Annotated in this window: 13 protein-coding genes and 1 tRNA gene; 3 read left to right on the top strand and 11 right to left on the bottom strand. The window is 59.9% G+C overall.

Annotated elements, in window-relative coordinates; genetic code table 11:
- Positions 1-109 precede the first annotated feature (109 nt).
- Together ACZ5WW_RS20750 and ACZ5WW_RS20745 are read left to right on the top strand one after the other, a co-directional pair.
- The gene (locus ACZ5WW_RS20750; RefSeq protein ID WP_377162431.1) at positions 110-2,077 is read left to right on the top strand and encodes a bifunctional aldolase/short-chain dehydrogenase; all 1,968 of its coding nucleotides are present in this window, start codon (positions 110-112) and stop codon (positions 2,075-2,077) included.
- 19 nt (positions 2,078-2,096) lie between these two features.
- Positions 2,097-2,504, top strand: a complete 408-nt coding sequence (locus ACZ5WW_RS20745) for a DUF2721 domain-containing protein (protein WP_377162429.1) — start codon at positions 2,097-2,099, stop codon at positions 2,502-2,504.
- A 60-nt stretch (positions 2,505-2,564) separates the two neighbouring features.
- On the opposite strand, the gene ACZ5WW_RS20740 is transcribed toward ACZ5WW_RS20745, so the two are convergent.
- The 9 genes from ACZ5WW_RS20740 to ACZ5WW_RS20700 all read right to left on the bottom strand — a co-directional run bounded on the left by ACZ5WW_RS20740 (position 2,565) and on the right by ACZ5WW_RS20700 (position 12,337).
- The gene (locus tag ACZ5WW_RS20740; RefSeq protein WP_377162427.1) at positions 2,565-4,691 is read right to left on the bottom strand and encodes a hypothetical protein; all 2,127 of its coding nucleotides are present in this window, start codon (positions 4,689-4,691) and stop codon (positions 2,565-2,567) included.
- Between the two features lie 252 nt (positions 4,692-4,943).
- The gene (locus ACZ5WW_RS20735) at positions 4,944-5,558 is read right to left on the bottom strand and encodes a lysophospholipid acyltransferase family protein (protein WP_377162425.1); all 615 of its coding nucleotides are present in this window, start codon (positions 5,556-5,558) and stop codon (positions 4,944-4,946) included.
- 10 nt (positions 5,559-5,568) lie between these two features.
- Positions 5,569-6,210: a (d)CMP kinase gene (gene cmk / locus ACZ5WW_RS20730; RefSeq protein ID WP_377162423.1), complete on the bottom strand. Its 642-nt coding sequence runs from the start codon at positions 6,208-6,210 to the stop codon at positions 5,569-5,571.
- Entirely contained in the window at positions 6,207-7,589 is a 1,383-nt protein-coding gene (aroA, locus tag ACZ5WW_RS20725; protein WP_377162421.1) for a 3-phosphoshikimate 1-carboxyvinyltransferase, read from the bottom strand. Before aroA ends, cmk begins: the two co-directional genes overlap by 4 nt.
- A gap of 5 nt (positions 7,590-7,594) precedes the next feature.
- Positions 7,595-8,458 carry a prephenate dehydrogenase gene (locus ACZ5WW_RS20720; protein ID WP_377162419.1) on the bottom strand — a complete coding sequence of 288 codons (864 nt, stop codon included), beginning with the start codon at positions 8,456-8,458 and terminating at the stop codon, positions 7,595-7,597.
- Between the two features lie 112 nt (positions 8,459-8,570).
- Positions 8,571-9,059 (bottom strand): hypothetical protein, encoded by a 489-nt coding sequence (locus ACZ5WW_RS20715; RefSeq protein WP_377162417.1) that lies wholly within the window; start codon positions 9,057-9,059, stop codon positions 8,571-8,573.
- Positions 9,060-9,085: 26 nt separating this feature from the next.
- Positions 9,086-10,183 carry a DNA polymerase III subunit beta gene (gene dnaN / locus ACZ5WW_RS20710; RefSeq protein WP_377162415.1) on the bottom strand — a complete coding sequence of 366 codons (1,098 nt, stop codon included), beginning with the start codon at positions 10,181-10,183 and terminating at the stop codon, positions 9,086-9,088.
- Between the two features lie 291 nt (positions 10,184-10,474).
- Positions 10,475-10,550 (bottom strand) — tRNA-Ala (locus ACZ5WW_RS20705).
- A 71-nt stretch (positions 10,551-10,621) separates the two neighbouring features.
- Positions 10,622-12,337: a tetratricopeptide repeat protein gene (locus ACZ5WW_RS20700; protein ID WP_377162414.1), complete on the bottom strand. Its 1,716-nt coding sequence runs from the start codon at positions 12,335-12,337 to the stop codon at positions 10,622-10,624.
- Between the two features lie 262 nt (positions 12,338-12,599).
- Here ACZ5WW_RS20700 and dnaB point away from each other — a divergent pair, with 262 nt between their 5' ends.
- A complete protein-coding gene (gene dnaB / locus ACZ5WW_RS20695; RefSeq protein WP_377162412.1) occupies positions 12,600-14,111 on the top strand; it encodes a replicative DNA helicase in 1,512 nt (503 codons plus the stop codon).
- A gap of 4 nt (positions 14,112-14,115) precedes the next feature.
- Here dnaB and mscL read toward each other — a convergent pair whose 3' ends face one another.
- Both mscL and ACZ5WW_RS20685 read right to left on the bottom strand, forming a co-directional pair.
- Positions 14,116-14,523, bottom strand: a complete 408-nt coding sequence (gene mscL / locus ACZ5WW_RS20690) for a large conductance mechanosensitive channel protein MscL (protein WP_377162410.1) — start codon at positions 14,521-14,523, stop codon at positions 14,116-14,118.
- A 91-nt stretch (positions 14,524-14,614) separates the two neighbouring features.
- Entirely contained in the window at positions 14,615-16,471 is a 1,857-nt protein-coding gene (locus ACZ5WW_RS20685) for an acyl-CoA dehydrogenase family protein (RefSeq protein WP_377162408.1), read from the bottom strand.
- Between the last annotated feature and the right edge of the window lie 20 nt (positions 16,472-16,491).

Genomic DNA, 16,491 nt, shown 5'->3' with positions numbered 1-16,491 from the left:
CGGAAGATGGGCAGGCGGCCTATGCAGGCCTCGCTTGACGACTTCTTGCCCCCTGCCCTCTTGACATCCCCTCTTCCAGCCCCCAAGTCTGGACTCCCCTTTCCCCAACATGCAATCCCTCTGGAACGACCAAGAAGCCGCCACTTTCGGCACCGATCTGCTCGGACAACGCGTCTACACCTCACGCCTGCTCGGCCGCAATCCCGCACTCGTCCTCCACGGCGGCGGCAATACCTCGGTCAAGGTCACGGAAAAGGATTACTTCGGCGACGACGTCGAGCTTTGCTACGTCAAAGGCAGCGGCTGGGATCTGGCCACCATCGAGCGTGCCGGCTTCTCCCCCGTGCGTATGGACGCCCTCCTCAAAATGTCCAAACTCGCTGCCATGAGCGATGAAGACATGGTCCTGCAGCAGCGCGCCGCCATGACCAATCCCAATGCGCCTGCAGCTAGCATCGAGGCCATCCTGCACGCCATCCTCCCCTTCAAGTTCGTTGACCATAGCCACGCCAACGCCATCTCCGCCCTCACCTGCAACTCAGAAGGCGAAGCCCGTGTGAAGGAAATCTACGGCAGCCGCGTCATCGTCGTCCCCTACGTGATGCCCGGCTTCATCCTCGCCAAGACCATCGCCGATCTCATCGCGGGCCGCGACCTGCGCAAAGAAGGCATCCAGGGCATGGTCCTGCTCAAACACGGCCTCTTCACCTTCGACGACGACGCCCGCAAGAGCTACGAGCTCCACATCGAAATGGTGACCATGGCGGAAGACTACCTCGCCAAAAAAGGTGCCAAAGCCGCCACTGCCGCTGCCTCCACGGACCTCATGGCCCTTGCCAAGCTGCGGCAGGCAGTCTCCAAGCGCCGTGGCTTCCCGCAAATCGCACGCCTCAATGCCTCCCCCGAAGCCGTCGGTTATGCCAATCTCGCCAACGTCTCCACCTTCGGCACCCGCGGCCCCCTGACCCCGGACCACAGCATCCGCACCAAGCGCGCCCCCGCCTTCATCGGTGAAGACCTCGACGCCAGCGTGCAGAGCTACGCAGACGACTACGCCGCTTACTTTAGCCGTCACGCCAGCGGCCAGACCATGCTCGACCCCGCCCCACGCTTCGCCATCTGGCCGGGCCAGGGAGTCGTCAGCTTTGGCGACACCCTGAAGGACGCCAAGATCGTCGCTGACATCGCTGAGTCCACCGTCGCCACCGTGCAGCTCGGTGAATCCGTCGGCGGCTGGGAGCCCCTGCCAGAGAAAGACATCTTCGAAATCGAATACTGGGACCTCGAGCAGGCCAAGCTCCGCAAAGGCCCCGCACGCAAGGTGCATCAGGGCAAGGTTGCCCTCGTCACCGGTTGCGCCGCCGGCATCGGCTTCGCCATCGCAGAATCCCTCGCCGAGCAAGGCGCTCAGGTCGTCGGTCTCGACATCGACAAGGAGATCCCCGACATCATGAAAAAGATCGGCGGCATCGGCATCGTCGTGAACCTCACCGAAGACCAGCCCGTGCAGGACGCCATCGACTTCACCGTGCGCGAATTCGGCGGCATCGACATCGTCGTCAGCAACGCCGGCATCTTCCCCAAGAACGACCCTCTCGACACCATGGCGCAGGGCGACTGGGACCGCACCCTCATGATCAACCTCACCAGCCATCAAAAGCTGATGAACAAGGTCATCCCCTATGTGAAGCAGGGCATCGATGCCAGCATCATCTTCGTCGGCAGCCGCAACTTCAAAGCCCCCGGCCCCGGCGCCAGCGCCTACTCCTGCTCCAAGGCCGCCCTCACCCAGCTCTGCCGCGTCGCCGCACTCGAGCTCGCCCCTCACAAGATCCGCGTCAACATCGTCCACCCGGACGCCGTGTTCGACACCAAGCTCTGGACCCCCGAAGCCCTGCTCAAGAGCGCCAGCCGCTACGGCATGACCGTTGAGGAGTACAAGACCAAAAACCTCATGAAGGTGGAGATCAAATCCAAGGACATCGGCAACATGGTCTCCGCCATGGCCTCCCCCCTCTTCGCCAAAGTCACCGGGGCGCAAATCCCGGTGGATGGTGGGAATGACCGGGTGATCTAAGCTCTGAAAGGGGAAAGCCATGACACTGCCAGAGCTCCCCCTTTCGACTCCCTCCCTGCTCTTCCCCGCCATCTCGCTTCTTCTGCTGGCGCATACCAACCGCTTTCTGGGGTTGGCCACTGTCGTCCGTGGCCTGCATGCCAACTGGCAGGCAACTCAGGAGCCCATGCTGCTGGCACAGATTCGGAGCCTGCGGAAACGCATCCGCATCATCAAGCACATGCAATCCATGGGCGTGCTGAGCATGATGTTCTGTGTGGCCAGCATGACCTTGATTTTCTTCGGGCAGCAGCCCGGCGGCCAGATCACCTTTGGCATCAGCCTGCTGCTCATGCTGGCATCTCTGATTCTGACCTTGGTGGAAATTCAAATGTCCGGCACGGCACTGGATCTGCACCTGCAGGACGTGAAATGCCGGGACGAGTAGGCAAAAGAAAAGCCCGGCTTGTGACCGGGCTGATCGCGAAAAGTATGCAGGCAGCTCTGCCTAGCTGGGGTCCTTGATGATCCGGCGCAGCAGCGGAAAGAGAGCGTCTTCACACTCCTTGCGCTTGAAGCGCAGCTGGCGCTTCACCAGCGGGTTGCCAAACATGCGGTGGCTGTCCTGCACACGTCCTTCAAGGATGTCCATCCAGGTGGCGTTGGAGGCATCCAGCGCAGCCGCCAGGCTCTGATCCAGCACCGGCATGCGCAGCACCAGATCCTGCGGCCGGATGATCTCGTCCAGCAGTTCGGAGGAAACCGGACCGTCTTTGAGGCTCACCACCACGATGGAGGGCGCTTCTCCAAAGATGGAGGTGCGCCACTGCTTGATGGCAGGCAGCGTCGCGGCCTTGGCGGTCACAGGGTGAATGGGCAGCCAGTGAAGGCCGTCATCCTCACGCAGACTTTGGATGATCTCAGGGTTCAGATCACGCCCCAGGATGTCCTGACAGCTCGCCGGCAGATCCGCCAGAACAAGCTTTCCATCCATCGCCGTCTCCACGATGCGACGCATGGAATCCACATTGTCGATGGGCATGGACTCAATCTTGTTGGGAGAAATCTTCTGGAAGTCACGGTTGCCCAAAGCATCACAATCAAACATGGCCACGTCATCGCGCTCTTCAAAATTAGCCAGTTCGTAAATAAGGCGGGCAATCGTGCTTTTGCCGGTGCCCCCGCTGCCAGCGGTGATAAGAATCATCTTCATAGGGTGTTGCGGTAGCTTATCGGGTGATTGGTTCAAAGGAAAAACGGAGAGCGGTTTCACTCTTTCTTCCGTCATGGCAGCCTGCACCTCCCGCTGCGGTGCTGACATCAGCGGTGTCTGCTGCGCTTGCTGGGCCACCACCGTGCTGCGCGGCGGCGTTGTGCTTTGAATCCGCCCACCACGTTGAAAAGCCGTCCCCAGATAGCAGAAAAACTGCCCCGGCAGTTCTCTGTTGCCTATGGCCTCCATGTTGTAGCCGGAAAGGCTGAACGTGCCATCCTGCAAGGTTTGCCAGAGGCGGCTGAGCTGTTCGTCAATGTCACCCCGCAGATCCGAAAACGGCTTGCCTGGTTCCACGGCCTCCCGGATGACCACCGGAGATCTTCCCAAAGTCAGGCATTCAGCCGCAGACTCCAGGGCGACCGTAAACTCTGGCAGGCTGTCCAGGCGTATGTCCAGCATCTTGGAGTCATGCGCACTTTCCCGCAGCCCGGGCAGGCGCAGCAGAATATGCTCTGGATCCAGCGCCAGCCCCAGCACCGGCACTGCCGCAGCCTGTTCGCGCAAACGGTTGTGCAGCATCAGGACTTCGATCTCTGTCAGCCGGTGCCGGTGGGCCAGCAGCCTCGAAAGTCGGACGGAGATCACCGGCATGCGCGACCCTTCGGCACGCCCATACACATGCGGTGTGGTCCGCTGGAATGGCAGCAGCGGATGCCAGCGCTCATTCGCAAAAAGCTGCGACATCATGTTGGAGCCGCGCAACCCGCGTGTCACAGCCGCAGTTGCCATCAGCATCAGCCCTTTGATCTGCCCCAGAGTCAGCAAAGTGCTTCCCGCAGACTGCCACTCCCGGAGATGCGTCAGCAATGACGAAGGCACTTTGGCCGCCACTGACGCGCTGATCGGCTCGGTCGGATGGCCTTTGATCAGCATCGCGCAGACCTGCAACACTCTTGAGGCGATCTCTGCACGCCCGAGGGGTCGCGTCTCAAAGCGGTCCACAAACAGCTGTAAAAAATCCTGCTGCCAAAGCCCCACACGGCAGCTCAGCGGATCGACAAATGAAACCGCCTCAGGCAGGAAGGACTCCAGCGCCTCCAACTCCACCGCCAGTCTCCATACTAGGATGCACGCGATGCCTATCGGCAACGGACCAACTCGGCTGCAGTACTGCCTCACCCCCTCGCCTGGCGCACTTCCCAGCATCACATTCGTCTGCGTGCCCTCGTTGAGCATGTCCAGCACACGAGGCAGCGAAGGAAAATAAGCACCCAGCATGGACGAAAGCCAGACCGTCTCCGCGCGCATGAAAGTCTGCTTCACCAGCCATGGTCCACCCGTCGGGCTGAATTCTTCATACCCGGGCTGTGCTTGGGAGAGCGATGAGGGTTGAGGTTTGATCGGAAGAGCGGTTTTCACGATCAAGGACCGAAGCGGAGACATTACAGAGTGACTGAGATGATTTGAATTACTTTAAGCAGACGTTGTTCCATTACACGAATAAGATTAAACGGAAGACGAATCTTCTGTAACGATTTCTGTGGAGAAATTCTGAAAAACCACGCATTCCCTAGCTTTCCACATTGCTTGTTTTGAGATGGATCAGAATTTTGTTTTCAGATCCTCTCCGTGCCTGTGTTTTTTTGTCAGGCACATTCACTTCGGCCCTGCTCAAACTCTAAGCTCAGCGATCCGGCGCATAACATCATCTGCAAGGGACTGGTAGAGTTCTTTGCCGGACTCCTTGTAGCTTTTCAGATCAGGCTGCCAGAGATCGCCGACCACAAGCGTGATCTTGGCCGGGCGCAGTGTCTTGGCCCCTCTCGGAAAAGCCTCATGCGTGCCAAACAGCCGAACGGGCAGCACAGGTGCATTGCCCTTCGCGATGAACAGCCCCACCCCTGCTTCGGCAGCCCGCGGCACACCGTCGTAGCTGCGTGTGCCTTCAGGAAACATCACCACCTTTTTGCCGTCACGCAGCAGACGTATCGTCGCCTTGAGCGAAGCCGCGTCAGGCTTCTCACGGTCCACTGCAATCACCTGCCAGCTTCGCAAAATCATTCCTGCAAGCGGATGATCAAAAAGCGTTTTTCGGGCAAATGAGTAAACCATCTCGTCAAACGCGATTCCCACAAGCGGAGGATCCAGAAAGCTCACGTGGTTGCATGCGACGATTGCTGGCCCGGAGAACTGCAGTTTCTCAGCACCCACCACCCGGTAATCAAACAACCCGAGGGCAAGCTCGCGAAAGATGCGACGACAGAGCCAGTAGGAGAGGTTCATCATCCGTTCTCGGTTAGGTCAGTTGCAATGCCGCGATCACCTGATCTACAGCCTCCTCAAGAGTGATGTGGGAGTTGTCGATGACGATAGCTCCTGCGGGAATCACAAGCGGGCTGTTCTTGCGTTCTTTGTCCATGCGGTCCCGCTCGGCAATCTGATCCGTCAGCCCCTGTGCTCCACGACGGCTCGCGCGCACCTCTTCGCTCGCATCAATGTAGATCTTGTGCGGGCTGTCAGGAAATACCACAGAGCCGATGTCCCGCCCCTCCATGACCAGGGGGCCGGTGGCCGCAAGCGCGCGCTGGTCAGCCACAAGGCGGTCGCGCACTTCACCCACACTGGCGATCAGTGAAACCGCACGATTGACGAGATCGCTGTTGAGCTCCGCATCCGTCAGCGTCCGCCCGGAAATGCAGATCTGGATTTTCCCTTCCACAACGGGCGATTCGATGACGACGTCAGCCGCAGCAGCACGCACCGCATCGGCATTCTTCGGGTCCACTCCAGCCTGCAGCACCGCCCAGGTCATGGCACGGTACATGTTGCCCGTGTTGACGTAGGTCCGGCCAAGCCGCTGCGCGACAAGACGTGCGATGCTGCTTTTGCCTGAAGCAGCAGGCCCGTCTATCGTGATCACAGAAGCTGCCACGCTCATGATTTGTCACGGTTCATTTTGTCCACCAGCGGCTGGGGAACTGAGGACACAACCGGGATCGGCCGTGCACCGGCGTCCCCATTCAGGAAGAGGTCCAGATGACGCTCAAAACCCGGGTACGAGGTGGAGATGCACTCAGCCCCCTCCAGCGTGGTGGTGCCTTCGGCAAACATCCCCGCCACTAGAAACGCCATGGCGATGCGATGATCTCCGTAGCATGGCAGCGTGGCTCCATGCAGCTTGGCCCCACCCTCGATTTCCATGCCATCTGGGTGCTCCGTCACTGTGACCCCCATCAGGCGCAGGTTGGAGGCCACCGCCGCGATTCGGTCCGTCTCCTTTACCCGCAGTTCGGAGGCGTCGCGGATCAGCGTTTTGCCCCGGGCCAGCGCAGCCGCTACCGCCAGAATGGGCAGCTCATCAATGACGTTGGGGATTTCCGCCCCGCCAATGACCGTGGCGTTCAAATCACCTCCGCGGACAGTGATGTTGCCCCTGGGCTCGCCTTCCGAATGCGTCTCAGAATTCGTGACCTGGGCCCCCATGCGCAGCAGCACGGTGATGATTCCGGTACGGGTGGGATTGAGACCCACATTCTTGAGGGTGATCTGGGAGCCCGGCGAGGCAGCGGCAGCCACCATCCAGAACGCAGCACTGGAAATGTCCCCCGGCACGGTGATGTCGTTGGCCTTCGGCTCCTGTCCGCCATAGACGCTGACACAGTCGTCCTCGCGCAGCCATTTGATGCCAAAGTGGGAGAAGAGACGCTCAGTGTGATTACGCGTAGCCACCGGCTCCACGACCGTCGTCTTGCCTGCGGCGTAGAGTCCGGCCAGCAAAATGGCGCTTTTCACCTGAGCACTCGCGACGGGCAGCTTGTAGTAAATGGACTTCAAGGCAGACCCCTCAATGGTGAGCGGGGCGCAAATTTTCTCTCCTTGGCCGGTGATTTTTGCCCCCATCTGGCCCAGAGGATCCGCAACACGCTTCATGGGCCGCTTCGAGAGAGAAGCATCGCCAAACAGCTCGGTTTTGAAGTCCTGCCCAGCCAGGATGCCCGAAAGCAAACGGATGGTCGTGCCCGAGTTGCCACAGTCCACCGGCTTCTCGGGAGCCTTCAGCTTCATGCCGTTGCCAGTGATCGCCAGCTTCACCAGCCCCACTCCCTCCACCTCTTCCAGCGGCTCCATCGTGGCGCCGAGCGCCTGCATCGCATGCACCGTGCAGAGGCAGTCTTCGCTGGGAAGAAAGCCGTCAATGATGGTGGTGCCCTTCGCGAGTCCGGCAAACATCGCGGAACGGTGGGAAATGCTTTTGTCACCAGGGACGGTGATTTCGGCAGGGATACTTTTGAGTTTCTTCGACGTGAGGCTGGCCATGATCTTCAGACCGCCGGAAGGAGGTCGCGCAGGGCTTTGGCCTGCGCGAGAAAGCGGCGGAGGGCTTCTTCGTCCATGCTCTCGAGCATTTCAAGAAACTCTCTCAGGACAGATGATGCATCTTGCAGGGCAGCCATGACCTCAGCGCGGTTTTGCATGAAAATCCCCGCCCACATGGCCGGATCCCCCCCCGCCACACGGGTCGTGTCACGAAAACCGCCGGCAGAGCTGTCCAGAACCCGGGTGTCCTTGCTCAGGGCCGCCAGCGTCGTCAGCACGGCCATGGCGTGCGGCAGGTGCGAGACGCGCGCCACGCAGTGGTCGTGCTGCTGCGGCGTCATTTCCTGCATGCGGCAGCCAAGTTTGACCCAAAACATGCGCAGCCTTGCAAGATGCTCCGGCCTCGTGTGAGCTGTCGGCGTCAAAATGCATGCCGCCTGGTGAAAAAGATCCCCCCGAGCATTCGCCAGGCCGGTGCGCTGCGAGCCCGCCATCGGGTGGCTGCCGAGAAAGGCCGCCTTGGTGGGCAGAAAAATGGCCTCCAGTTCGCTCACCACACCGCCTTTCACACTGCCGACATCTGTCACAATCAAGTCCTCGGCAAGCTCACACAGCGCCATCTGACGGGCAATATCTGGCATGTGCTGGATCGGCATGCACAAAACCGCCAGAGAAACTCCCTGCATGACGGCAGAGATGTCCTTGCTGGCGATCACCCCCGGAAGAACTTGCCTCACCTCCTCCACGGCCTCATCACGCCGCGCCCAGACACGCACCTCCACTCCGGGCATGCGCTGCTGGATCGTTTTGGCCAGTGACCCGCCAAGCAGGCCGGGACTGAAAATGGCAATGGAACGTTCGACGGACACGAAGGGTATGCAAAAGAGTCAAATCCTAAAGCCCTGAGATCAGGCCACAAGCACCCGCTCAGGTCACACCAGCCCCCGCCCAAGATAACATAAGGTGGGACGGGGAGACGGCTCAGGGCACACGGAACACTTTCCCAGTGTAGGGGCAGCGTGCTTTTTGGCCAGACTGGAAGTCCCGGACATCAATCGCCTGCCCATTCGGATCAAACGGGCTTTTGACAAAGCCTGGCTTGCCAGCAATGCGCGTGGCGAACGGGATCTCGGCGGGTGCTGTCGGAGCTGGCGCAGGAGGCGGGGTGCTTCCTGGAGGAGTCACAGAAACAGGAGGCGGGGCCGTCGTGTTTCCTGTCGTAGGCGGGGCCGTGACGTTGTCACCCGTCACAGGGGCATTCGGGTCAGGGGTCTGCACCGCTGCAGCGTTCGGGTCTGTCAGATCGACCTTGTCAAAATACTGAGACTGCTCCTGCGGGACGCCATAGCGTGGTGGCACATCCAAAGACCGCCCACGCCCGCCTCCAGGAGGCGGTGGATTGGGGCCAGGGCATGCGGTGAAGCCGGCGGCGGTCATTATCAGCAAGGATGCCTGCAGAGAGCGTTTCATGGCGTGTTGATTGAAGAGAGGAGGGATCAGGCGTTCACACGCATGGGCATCAGCACATACAGGAAATTGGTGCCGCTGCGCAGCACCCCTGGGCTGATTTCATCAATGAGGTGCAGATGCACTTCATCCGCGCTCAGATTGCGCAGCGGTGCCATCGCAAATTCCGGATTAAACGCGATGGTGATCGAAGCCCCCTTGTAGTTGATGGCCACCGTCTCACGCGCCTCTCCGACATCCGGAGACGTGGCGACGATTTCCACGCTGCCAGGGGTGAAGATAAATTTGATCGAGTTCGACTTTTCAGTGACCAGAAGGGACACACGTGAAATGGCACGCAGGAAAGCCTCGCGCTCCAGAGGAATGCGCTCCTTGGACTCCCCAGGGATAACCTGCCGGTAGTTCGGGTAGTTGCCGTCGATGAGCTTGCTCACCAGCAGGCTCTCGCCCAGGTCAAAACCCACCTGCGAGCCGGTGACACGGATGGCAACCTCGCCGGAGTCTCCCAGCAGACGGGAAAGCTCATTCACAGCCTTGGTCGGCACAATGATATCGATCTCCTGGCTCTGCGGAAATTCCAGCTCCTGCTCGACCATGGCCAGACGGCGGCCGTCCGTGGCCACCATTGTCAGGGCATTGTCTTTGAAGGCAAACAAAATGCCGTTGAGGACATAGCGCGTCTCATCCGTGGAAATGGCATAGCTGGTCTTGCGCAGGCAGTCGCGCAGCACCTGCTGCTCGATGCGGAACTCGCGTGCGTCATCAAACCGGGGCAGCGCGGGGAATTCCTCGCTCGTCAGGCCGAGCACCTTGAAATAGCTGGGGCCGCTGCGGATGGAGGCCACGTTCTTTTCGTCCACCTTGACCTCGATTTCCTCGGCCGGCAGCTCACGCACGATCGTGGCCAGACGGCGGGCTGGGAGGGTGGTGGCGCCAGGCTCATCCACCTCGGCGGGAACCGAGCAGGTCACGCCGACGTCAAGGTCCGTGGTGGTAAGCTCGAGCCTCCCATCCTTCGCCTTGAGCAGCACATTGGAGAGAATGGCGAGCGTGGTGCGCGAACTGACCACATGCTGAACCTGGTTGATAGCATCCAGGAAGGATTCTTTGCTGATGGTAAACTTCATATAAAATGCCTGCTATGGGTCGATTTGTTAACAAACCCCGATGAAACGGCAAGGATATTGAGCGGAAAAATCCGGGTGTCTAACTGCAATCTGACTTCCTTCATTTTCTTCGGGCCTGTCATTTCATGCGCACAGAGGGTCAACGCGCCGCATACTCTCACAGATTGTCAGAGCTGCCGCCTCAAAAAATTGAAACTCGCAGATTGTGCAGGGCAGCTTCGCTGGCAGGCCCTCAGTTTTGGCACTGCTCGATGGTTTTTGGTTTCACCATCAGAAAAACGGCACGCGGTTTGGTGGAGCATAGCGGGTTCGAACCGCTGACCTCCTGCATGCCATGCAGGCGCTCTACCAACTGAGCTAATGCCCCGGAATTAAAAAAAACCGGCTCCCCTGATTTGGGGAGCCGGAGACTAGCAAAGAGCGGTGCTTTGACAAGTGCTATTTCTTCTTCTTTGCATCACCACTCTTGGTGGGGACGGGATCCTGCACCGTTGCGGCGGCAGGAGCGGCTGCAGCCTGGGGCTTCGGCAGCTTGTCATAGATCTTTTTCGCTTCGGTGACTTCCTCGGGCTTCATCTTAGCTTCGAGCTGCTTGATCACGTTTGCGGTGACATCCATGTCGGCCTTGTTGCCGCTCTTCTGGGCGACTTCGTCAGCCTGCATGGCGTAGGCCCAGGCACGGGGAAGTTCTGGGGTGCCAGGAACCACACCGACGGCATACAGGTTGGCCAGGCGAAGCATCGCCAGGGCCACACCCTGCTGGGCTGCATCTGCATAGTGACCAGCGGCCACCATGCGGCTCTGGCGCACGCCTGCACCCTGCTCATAGAGGATGCCAAGAGCGATCTGCGCAGGGGCAAAGCCCATGTCTGCGGCGCGCTGGTACCAGCCTGCGGCTGCCACCACGTCCTGGGTCACTCCGGTGCCGTTGGCATAGAGACCGGCAAGGCGGTTCATGGCCTGGGCGATGCCTGCGGTGGCGGCCTTCATCAGGAAGGTGAATGCCTTGGCAGGGTCTTTGTCCACCACGGTGCCGGTTTCATAGTAAACGCCGACGTTGTAGAAGGCTTCGGCCAGGTTGTTCTGGGCGGCGAGGCGGTAGAGGTCCAGGGCGCTCTTCGGATTGGGCTGGATCAGGATGTTGTCCTTGTCGTCACGCTTGCCTTTCGGGTCTTTGATGATGCCCGTTTCAAAGGCATTGCCGAGGCGGAAGAGAGCCTGCGGGTCGTTGCCGTTGGCGGCCTTGGTGTAGTAGTCGAATGCCTTGACCACGTCCTGCTTCACATCAGCGCCGTCCTGACCGACACCGTTTTCATAGATCTGACCGAGGATGCGGTTCGCAGCAGCAAGGCCCTTTTCAGCAGCCTCGTTGAACATCTTCAGTGCAGCCTGCACGTCCTTGGCCACAAGCTTGGGGCTCTCCTTCGTGTCAGGGTCGCCGTTCAGCAGGCGGGCACCATAGGTGCTCAGGGCCACTGCGCTGCCCTGCTTGCCGGCTTCGATGAGGTACTCAAGAGCCTTCTTCTGGTCCTGCGGGACGCCTTCCACTCCGGCGGAGTAGATCTGGGCCAGTCCGAGGGTCGCTTCACCGTCACCGGCTTTCTCACCCTTTTCCAGAAGCTCCTTGGCTTTCACCGGGCTCTTCTCCACCACCACGAGGCCTTTGTCACCTTCGGTCACGCCCTGCAGATGCAGCTGGGCCAGCATGCGGCGGGAAACCTTGTTGTCTGCGGCTTCAGCTTCCTTGATCAGCTTGATGGCTTCCTTCACTGCGTCCGGGTTCTGCGCACCGGCCTGCATCAGCACCTGGGCGAGTTCGGATTTGGCAAGGATCTGTCCTTTGTCCGCAGCCTTGCGGAAAAGAGCGGCGACTTCATTGATGTTCGCACCGCTGAGCACTCCCCAATGGGCCAGCGCGTAGATGGCGTCTTTGTCATCCTTCTGCGCCAGTTCGCGGATTTTCGCCACGGCGTCGTTGAAAGACTTGTTCACGTCAGGGCCTGCTCCTGGGTTGGCCTGAACCTTGTCCTGATCAGCCTTGAGAGCTGTGAGAATGTCGGTGAACTCTTTGGATGCTCCGGGCATTTCGGCAGTGTCGATGCCAGCGACCGCGACGAGGGCCGCGAGTTTAAGTTTGAGGGCTGTAAGTAGCATATTGGTTGTTATTGAGAGGGGCGTTTGATCCGGTCGTTCCGGATATGTTCATTTTTCACCAGGAACCACAGACACATCAAGCTTTTGATAAAAGTATATTATTGGGTCGCACAAAATCTCACACACAAATTTCTGAGGGGGTGTCGTTGACGCGGTTTTTTCAAAACGACCGAAATCATCCCAAAACAGGCAAAATTCGGCCTTGTCACGATTGAGCACGTCATTGACGCAAATCCTCAGCCCTCCATCCTGCCCGCTCTCCATGGCCGAAAATTCCACTCCCACCGCGACATCAGACACACCGCCTAAAAGTGGTGCCGAGCCTGCCAAAAAGCGGGAGAATTTCAAAAAACGCAACGAAGTCCCCTCTGCAGAAGAGCTTCTCGCTTCCTTCAACCGCGCCCTCCCTTTCAGTGACGAAGCTGAGAAAGGCGTCCTCTCCTGCCTCCTTCAGGACCCCCTCGAGCGCCTCAGCGACTGCCGCGTCAACCTCCCCGCTCTCGCCTTCTATCATGACGCCAATCGCACCGTCTATGAGAAGCTCCTTGAGTTCTACGACAAGAACCTCCCCGTCGACCCCGTCACCCTCACTCACGCCCTGCGTGAGCAAAACCTCCTCGACAAAGTCGGTGGCGCCGCTGCCATCTCAGAGCTCTTCGCCTTCGTCCCCATCCCCTCCCACTTCCCGTACTATAAGAAGATCGTACTGGATAAGCACATCCTCCGCGAGCTCATCCATGCCAGCTCCCTCAACATCCATCACTCCTATGAGCATGGTAAGGAGCAGATGGATGAAAACATCGACACACTCATCGACCACGCCGAGCAGCGCATCCTCGCCGTCCGCGAATCCGTCGGCGCCAAAGAGGGCATCAAGACGCTTTCCACCCATGTCATGGATGCCATCGACAGCATCCAGTACATGCTCGAGCATCCCGGCCAGCTGCGCGGCCTCTCCACCGGCTACAGCAAGCTGGACGCCATGAGCTCCGGCCTCCAGGGCGGTGAAATGTTCGTCATCGCCGCCCGTCCCTCCATGGGCAAGACCTCCTTCGCCATGAACGTCGTCGAGCACATCGCCGTGGACTGCAACATCCCCTGCGCCGTGTTCAGCTTGGAAATGAGCGCCACCATGCTCGTCCGTCGTCTTCTCGTCTCCCGGGCGCGCCTCAGCATGCAGGATCTCTCCCGCGGCCTGCTCTCCCGAGCTCAGCAGGATGCCCTGGCCAAGGCCACCCGCGACCTGCAGAAAGCCCACATCTTCATCGATGAGACCCCAGGCCTCGACATCATGGAAATGCGCGCCAAATCACGCCGCCTCAAAAAGCAGCACGGCATCCAGATGATCATGATCGACTATCTCCAGCTCGTCACCTCCCAGAGCCGCCGAGCCAAGGACAACCGGCAGATTGAAATCGCCGAAATTTCCGCCGGTATCAAAGGCCTCGCCAAGGAGCTCAATGTCCCCATCATCGTTCTCGCCCAGCTCAACCGCGCCGTCGAGTCCCGCAAAGGCCAGCGCCCCGTTCTCTCTGACCTTCGTGAGTCCGGCTCCATCGAGCAGGACGCCGACATGGTCGGCCTCCTCACCCGCTCCGACTACGCCGGCGCCAAGATGGAGGTCGAAGACGAGGAGGCCGAAGAGAAAAAGAAGGGCGAGGCCATGCTCATCCTCGCCAAAAACCGAAACGGCCCCACCGACGACGTTCTCCTCCGCTTCATCGACCACGCCATGCGTTTCGTCGAACGATTCGAGGAGCCAGAGTCTCCTTAAAGGCCTACTTCTTCAGCAGATCTCGGATTTCCGTGAGCAGCACGATGTCTGCGGCAGGCGGAGGTGGCGGCGCGACCGCCTCCTCCTTCTTCATTTTGGCCAGGAGTGTGTTCACCGGCTTCACGATGACAAAAAAGATCACCGCAGACGTGATCAGGAATCCGATCACCGCATTGATGATCATGCCGATGTCGAGCATGTTCGCCGTTTTCTCCCCCTTTTCATTGATGAACTCGCCGATCTTGATGCCCAGCGAGACATTCGGATTGCCGCCTATGGCTTTGAGAATCGGCTCGATGATGCCTTTGGTGAAAGCGGTGACGATGGTGCCAAACGCGGCTCCAATGATGACCCCCGTGGAGAGATCAACGACATTGCCTTTGAGGATAAAAGCTTTGAATTCTTTAAGCATGGCGGTGTGGAGGGTGAAGTGAACGTGGCCGGTTTTGAAACCAGCCACGTTTTAACCCCTTCAGCAGGCATCAGGCCAGCATAAAATGCGCTCAGACCTCCTGCGCGACCTGCCAGCTCTCCTGGTCCAGGTTCTCTTTCAGATGGCGGTAGCTGCTGGCGATGCGCTCACGTGCCATCCGGCCAAAGAACCGCACCAGCCTCACCAGCCGGTCGATTTCCACGTCTGGCATGGATGAGTCATTCACCCGGCTTTGCGCATGCGCCAGCGTGCAGCCCCACACAAACAGTTCGGCCCCCACATCCACGAAGTGCCCCAGCAGCACCTGCCGCCTTTCCAGCTTGGGGCCGTTCAGCGCCATCGCCAGAAACAGGCGCCGCGCCAGCACTCGGCTCTGCCGCGCTATGGCATCCAGCTCAAACTGCAAAGCCGGGTGCAGCAGCTCCTTCACATCTCCGGCCCCCAGCGGCAGCCACTTCCTGGGATACCACCCGGCGTAAAACCGCGCGGCCCGCAAGGCGGCCTTGGCACGCACCTTCCACGGCAGGGTCGGATTCACCGCATCCGCCCCCAGGTTCAGGTGGGGCTCCAGCGCCTCGCGCGCGATGAACAGCCTCATGATCTCGCTGCTGCCTTCAAAGATCGTGTTGATCCGTGAGTCACGGAACAGCCGCTCAACCGGTTCGGGCACTTCTCCTCGTGCTTTCAGCGAAGCCGCCGTCTCAAATCCCCGCCCCCCTCGCATCTGCATCGTGTCGTCCATGATGCGCCAGGACTTCTCGCTGCCCCACAGCTTGCCGATGGCAGCCTCAAGCCGCACGTCCGCATGCTTGTCACGGTCCACCAGGGCCGAGACATAGCGCACGATGCTCTCCATCGCGAAGGTGTCGGCGGCCATGCGGCTGAGCTTGTCAGCCACGGCGGCATGTCGGCCGATCGGCTGGCCCCACTGCTCACGCGAGCGGGCCCAGCGTTTGCTGATATCCAGACAGCGCTGAGACAAACCGGTGCAGGCGGCGGGCAGCGTGATGCGGCCCGTGTTCAAAGTCGTCAGCGCCACCTTCAGCCCTCGACCCACTCCGCCCAGCACATTCGCCACAGGCACCTGCACGTTGTCAAAATGAATGACCCCGTTGTACAGCGCCTTGAGTCCCATGAAGCGGCAGCGGTGCAGCACCTCGACGCCGGGCCAGCTCGTCTCCACAATGAATGCGGTCGTGGCATGCGGCTTTTCCGCCGTCGGCGTTTTCGCCATAACCACAATCAGCCCGGCCTTCGTGCCGTTCGTGCACCACAGCTTTTCCCCGTTGAGGATGTAGTTTTCACCGCTCTCATCGAGTCTGGCTTCCGTCTTCATCCGTGCCGGGTCAGAGCCCACTTCGTTCTCAGTCAGGGCGAAGGCGCTTATCTCACCTTTGGCACAGCGCGGCAGATACTTGGCCCTCTGCTCTTCGGTTCCAAACAGGATCAGCGGCTGCGGCGCCCCGATCGACTGATGGGCCGAAAGCAGCGCCGCGAGGTTGCCGCAGCGGCTGCCCAGCAGCATCGCCGCCCGCGAATAGTTCGTCTGCGATAGTCCCAGACCTCCGTACCGCAGCGGGATCTTGATGCCAAAGGCGCCAATGCGCGCCAGCTCGCTCAGCAGCACTTCAGGGATTTCGCCTGTCGCGTCGATCTCATCAGGGTTCGCATGCTTGTCCAGCACCTCTTCGAGCCGGTGCAGAAATGCGTCTCCCTGATCGTGGTCCTCGACGCTTTGTTTAGGAAACGGCAGCAGCTTGTTGAAATCCGGTTCGCCGAAAAAGATGCCGGCGGCGATTCCGTTGTTGCGGCGTTCATCTCGGGCGGCCTCCGCCATTTCGAGTGCGGCACGCTGCCCCGCATTCATGCGGGAGGTGTCGATGTGGGTCCGGGCTTCGGACTTGGGTTCTTCCAGAGTGGTTTTCATGGCTTGGTTCTCCAGTTGAG

The organism is Prosthecobacter fluviatilis (assembly GCF_055388355.1).
Note: the sequence above shows the minus strand (reverse complement) of the source record. Positions and strands in the feature narration are given on the sequence as shown.